Source organism: Pseudoalteromonas sp. BSi20652 (genome assembly GCF_000239855.1).
In the GTDB taxonomy this organism is placed as follows: domain Bacteria; phylum Pseudomonadota; class Gammaproteobacteria; order Enterobacterales; family Alteromonadaceae; genus Pseudoalteromonas.
Genome location: NZ_BADT01000280.1, coordinates 1 through 5348, shown reverse-complemented (window position 1 = coordinate 5348; position 5348 = coordinate 1). Strand labels below are relative to the sequence as shown.

At 42.1% G+C, this 5348-nt stretch carries 3 protein-coding genes and 1 pseudogene; 1 reads left to right on the top strand and 3 read right to left on the bottom strand.

Going from position 1 to position 5348, the window contains the following annotated elements; genetic code table 11:
* Window positions 1-116: 116 nt before the first annotated feature.
* From eat to P20652_RS00110, 3 genes are read right to left on the bottom strand one after another with little or no spacing between them, the layout of a single operon-like run.
* Window positions 117-1523 carry an ethanolamine permease gene (gene eat / locus P20652_RS00100; RefSeq protein WP_008173136.1) on the bottom strand — a complete coding sequence of 469 codons (1407 nt, stop codon included), beginning with the start codon at window positions 1521-1523 and terminating at the stop codon, window positions 117-119.
* A gap of 59 nt (window positions 1524-1582) precedes the next feature.
* Window positions 1583-2470 carry an ethanolamine ammonia-lyase subunit EutC gene (eutC, locus tag P20652_RS00105; protein WP_008173135.1) on the bottom strand — a complete coding sequence of 296 codons (888 nt, stop codon included), beginning with the start codon at window positions 2468-2470 and terminating at the stop codon, window positions 1583-1585.
* Window positions 2467-3873 carry an ethanolamine ammonia-lyase subunit EutB gene (locus P20652_RS00110; protein WP_008173133.1) on the bottom strand — a complete coding sequence of 469 codons (1407 nt, stop codon included), beginning with the start codon at window positions 3871-3873 and terminating at the stop codon, window positions 2467-2469. Before P20652_RS00110 ends, eutC begins: the two co-directional genes overlap by 4 nt.
* Window positions 3874-4091: 218 nt before the next feature.
* On the opposite strand from P20652_RS00110, the pseudogene P20652_RS00115 reads away from it, so the two are divergent.
* Window positions 4092-5047: pseudogene (locus P20652_RS00115) on the top strand (helix-turn-helix domain-containing protein).
* Window positions 5048-5348 lie beyond the last annotated feature (301 nt).

Here is a 5348-nt window from a genome sequence, read left to right as displayed (position 1 = left end):
CAAAAATCTTGAGACGCTTCGCTTCTAAGGTAAGCAAGCTTTACGTCTACAAGTCATATTATTGAACTTGGGTAAAACACTTGTAGACGTGCAGCTTGCTGGCATATAGAGAGTTATTAACTTGATGTGGCTAAATCAGACTCTGCGTCTGCTAACATCGCAAATTCTTCATCCGCCGTTTTAGCAACTAAGTGCTTAGCGCTGTAGCCAAAGTAATATGCAGCCCCCACTATAAACAGCACCAAAGTGTATAAAAATGCACGCGGGTCAAATGCATACACACCCGTTAACGCAATAAGCGAAAGCACCAAGGCAATGCTTGAAGTAACTATGCCACCCGGTGTTTTATAAGGACGCGGTAAATCAGGTTGTTTCACACGAAGCATAATGTGACTCAGCGCCATTAACGCATACGAAATTGTGGCACCGACTACCGCCATAGCAAGCATTAAATCGCCTTCGCCACTGAGTGATGCTAAAAAACCCAAAATAGCAGGGACAATTAACGCACGAGCGGGTACTTTTCGCTCAGTAGTAATAGACAAAGATTGCGGTAGATAACCTGCACGTGAAAGCGCAAACACTAAACGGCTATAGCCATAAATAATAGAGAAAAACGAAGCGACTAACCCAGCTAAACCTAAAATATTAACCACGGTTGCTAAACTACTATTACCCGTTGCGTTAAGTGCATCAACAAGCGGTACTGCACTTGAGCCCATTGCATTTGCACCTGCAGCACCGGGTACTAGCACAACAACTAATAACGCGGTGAATAGTAAAAAAATCATTGCGCCAATTATGCCTTTTGGCACATCTTTGGCGGGATCTTTAGCTTCTTCTGCAGCAAGCGGTACACCTTCAACAGCCAAAAATAACCACATAGCAAACGGTAATGCAGCCCAAACTCCATACCAACCTAGAGGTAAAAATTCACTAGCTCCCACTGCATCGGTTACTGGGACGTCAAATAAGCGCGCTGGATCAAAATTTGTAATTAATACAACCGCAGTAGCAATAATAGCAAGTACGGCTAAACCACTTATTACCATCATTACTTTTAGCGCCTCACCTACCCCCGCCAAGTGAATCCCCACAAACACCAAGTAAAATGCCGCATATACCCAAGGACCATTAAACCCTGTTAATGCTTCCACTGCTGAACCTATAAAAATAACGATTGCGGCAGGTGCCAGTACATATTCAATTAATACGGCAAGCCCGGTTAAATAGCCTCCCGCTGGGCCCATAGCTTGGCGCGCAAAACTGTAACCACCGCCTGCCGCAGGTATTGCAGCCGACATTTCAGCAAGCGACAACACAAGCGCTAAATACATAACCGCCATTAATATCGCAGCAATGGCAAAACCACCCCAACCGGCTTCGGCGATACCAAAGTTCCAGCCTGCAAAGTCACCCGATATTACATACGACACACCCAAACCTGCGAGTAGTAACCAACCCGCAGTACCCCGTTTTAACTGTCTTTTAGCAAGGTACTCTGTATTATTATTAGTAGACATAACCCTTCTCCGTTGTTGTTTAGTTTTTATTGTTTTATTTCATGTGTTTTTAATTAAAATTACTCAGCAATTAAAAAGTTAGTGGTTGAAACCTGATGCTCAATTACATCGTCTTGTGTACGGTCTTTTAAATTAACCCCAGTTAGTTTTAGTTTTTTAGCTTCACGTAATAAGTACAGTGCGCGTCTAACCGCTTCTGTATAAGGTAGGCCTGCAGGGCGAATATTCGATATGCAATTACGACATGCATCGTTAAGCCCTGTTTTGGGCTCCCATGTTAAATACAAGCCAAGGCTATCTGGCGAACTAAGTCCTGGGCGCTCTCCTATTAACACCATAACCACCTGCGCATTTAGCAGCTCACCTATATCGTCTCCAATCGCAACTCGTCCTTGTTCAACTAACGTGATGGGGGCAATTTTAAACTGGCTGTCTGTTGTAAGGTGCGTTAATAGCTCTGTTATAAATGGGTATGCATTTTTTTGTACCGCCAACGACGAAAGTCCATCAACCACTACAATCGCTAAATCGTATTTCGCCTGCGTAGTTTGCTTTTGTTTATTCATATAGTTGAGGAGTGTTTGCCTACCATTTTCATTAAGCTTGCGGCCTAAATCTGGTCGCTGAAGGTAAATAACTCTGTCAACGGCTTGGCTGTGTAAATGCAAGGGAGGGGCAACCTCTTTTAGAGCACTAATACTGCCTAGTTGCTCAGTCATTTCGTTAATATCAAGCGGAAAACTCACCGCATCGCGCGCTTGTGCATGAGATAGCTGAAAAGCCAGCATTTCTGAGGTTGGTAAACTTATACCCGCACGCCCAAGGCCAATACGGGCGTCGGTCAAACGCCGTAAATCACTCCATGGGTTGTGCACCACATTGCCGTTATTTTTATGCTCATTTACTAAATTATTTAAAAGCGTGGCCGGTTTTGAACTTGATTTCATGAGCCACCCCCAGTAATTGCACCCAGAGGTTTAGCAAAGGCAGGAGGCAAGGTGTCTGAAAGCGTAATATCGGTAGTGCTTTGCATTATTTTCATCTTGCTTAGCCATGCTTCAAACTCGGGGGCGGGTCTAGAGCCAAGAACTCGACGAACATATAATGCATCATGAAATGAAGTAGTTTGGTAATTAAGCATAATATCGTCAGAGCCAGGTATTCCCATTACAAACGAGCAACCCGCAACACCTAATAGCGTCAGCAAGTTATCCATATCGTTTTGATCGGCCTCAGCATGATTGGTGTAACACACGTCGCACCCCATCGGTATACCGAGTAACTTAGCGCAAAAGTGATCCTCAAGTCCTGCTCGGGTAATTTCTTTACCATCAAACAAATATTCAGGGCCAATAAACCCCACCACGGTATTTACCAGTAACGGGTTAAACTTACGAGCAACTGCATAAGCGCGAGTTTCGCAGGTTTGTTGATCGAGCCCATGATGCGCATTTGCTGAAAGCGAACTCCCTTGCCCGGTTTCAAAATACATCACATTATTGCCAACAGTGCCGCGTTTTAAACTCAAAGCGGCATCTTGCGCTTCAGCTAAGGTATTTAAATTAAAACCAAAGCTTGAGTTAGTAGCCTCTGTGCCGCCAATTGATTGAAATACTAAATCAACCGGTGCACCCGCTTCTATACATTCAATGGTGTTAGTAACATGGGTGAGCACACAGCTTTGGGTCGGTATGGCATATTTTTGAATAACATTATCCATTAACGTCATTAATTTAATGGCTTGGGCAACGTTATCGGTTGCAGGGTTTATACCTATTACGGCATCGCCATTCCCGTATAGCAATCCATCAAGTATGCATGCAGCAATACCGTTAATATCGTCAGTTGGGTGATTTGGTTGTAGGCGTGTAGAAAGATGTCCAGGGAGGCCAATGGTATTTCTAAACGCACTCGTAACATGGCACTTTTTAGCAATTAATATGAGATCTTGATTACGCATTATTTTACTAACAGCAGCAGCCATTTCAGGTGTAATACCTTGCCTTATACTTGCAAGTACAGCGGGTGTTGCAAAGTCGCTTAAAAGCCAATTACGAAAATCGCCTACAGTTAAATGCGCAATAGCCAGAAATGCATTTACATCGTGATCGTCAATAATTAAACGTGTAATTTCATCGTCTTCGTAGGGAATAAGTACCTCATTTAAAAATGTTTTAAGAGGAATATCTGCCAATGTCATTTGTGCCACAGCACGTTCTTGCGCCGATAGTGCAATTACGCCTGCTAACCTGTCACCTGAACGATGTGGCGTCGCTTTTGCCATCACCTCAGCGAGGTTTTTAAATTGGTATGTTTGAGTACCTAGCGTATAACGATACATCTGCCTCATGATTTACCTCACATAGCAAGAAATACTCACCTTGGTATAGGTTTTGCTTTATCTTAACTATAAATCTATTTTATATAGTTACAGACAGCTTATTTTGTACCAAGTGGCTATCGAATTTTGGCAAAAGATTATTTATTGTTTTAATTCAATTAGTTGAATGCACAAAGCGATGTTAACTTAACCATAATAGAAATATTACGAAAAAGAGCATCCCCGATATGGCGCAGCAAAGTAAGTACAGCGCACCACTAAAGAGCAAGGTGCAAACACACGATATAGATGAGCAAGCGCATAACCTTACTCAATGGCAGCAAAAGTACGATCAGATTAGTGATGGCACCTTTTATGGTTTAATCGAAGAAATTGATTACACAAATATTCATGTGTTTAAGGAATACACCGAACGAGCGCTTCGTCAGCAGTGTAACATAGCCCCAAATTCTGTTTGGCTTGGCATTCCTTGTCAGCCTCAGCAAAGTAAGATTAATGGTCTAAATGTAGCAAGTAATCAATTTATGTGCCGTACAAGTGATAATGACTTTGAGCTAATAACCCCTGAGCAGTTTAATATTTATGGTTTGGTAATCGATTGGAGCTCAATTGAATATATGGCGCAACTACAAGGCGTAACATTAAAAAACCTGTCATCTGCTCAATCAGCTCGCTTATCGGTCAGTGACTCATCTTTACAAACGGCAAGGCAAATAATTAATAGCATGGTTGCAGGCAAGGGCTTTGGGCTTAAAGTCGAATCACAACAAGATATGCTAAACATGTTGGCACTTCAGTTATTACAAGCAGATAATCCACAACAAAATATTGCGCCAAGTTATAAACACCGAAAAACCGTAGTCGATAGAGTAAAAGATTACGTGATTGCCAATCCTCAAAAAACAATAACCATAACAGAGCTGTGCGAGCTTGCTTTTGTAAGTAGGCGCACACTTCAGTATAGTTTTGAAAGTATTTTAGGAATTAACCCTTTGCGGTTTTTACGTTTAACACGTTTAAATAATGTAAGGCGGGAACTAAAAAAACAAACCAAGATAAGCCCATTTCAGTAATAGCAGCCAATTGGGGATTTTGGCATGCGGGACAATTTGCTAAAGATTACACGCAACTATTTGGTGAAAACCCATCACAAACAGTTAAAAATAATAGTTTTCAAGGTTAGAAACTACGCTTCTAACGTAAGCAAGCTCTACGTCTACAAGTCATACTCCCAACCTTGTGAACAAACACCTGTAGACGCGCAGCTTGCTGGCGTTTAAAAGCAGCGCTTTTACTTTAATAACCCTGAGTCAGCATTGGCTTTGTCTTCTCATTTATTCCTCTTTTTCTTCTCTTTGTGCATTCCTATTTTTAAGGGCTGTTATTCACAAAGAGTTTTAGAGGCGCTGCGCTTTTAGAGGACAGCTCGAAAGTTAAAAAACACTCTCAAACTTGGGTAAAACACCTGTAGACGTGCAGCTTGC

What these genes read in the sequence shown, in the direction of transcription:
- eat (WP_008173136.1), bottom strand. Translation starts at nt 1,523, where the DNA reads ATGTCTACTAATAATAATACAGAGTACCTTGCTAAAAGACAGTTAAAA.
- eutC (WP_008173135.1), bottom strand. Translation starts at nt 2,470, where the DNA reads ATGAAATCAAGTTCAAAACCGGCCACGCTTTTAAATAATTTAGTAAAT.
- P20652_RS00110 (WP_008173133.1), bottom strand. Translation starts at nt 3,873, where the DNA reads ATGAGGCAGATGTATCGTTATACGCTAGGTACTCAAACATACCAATTT.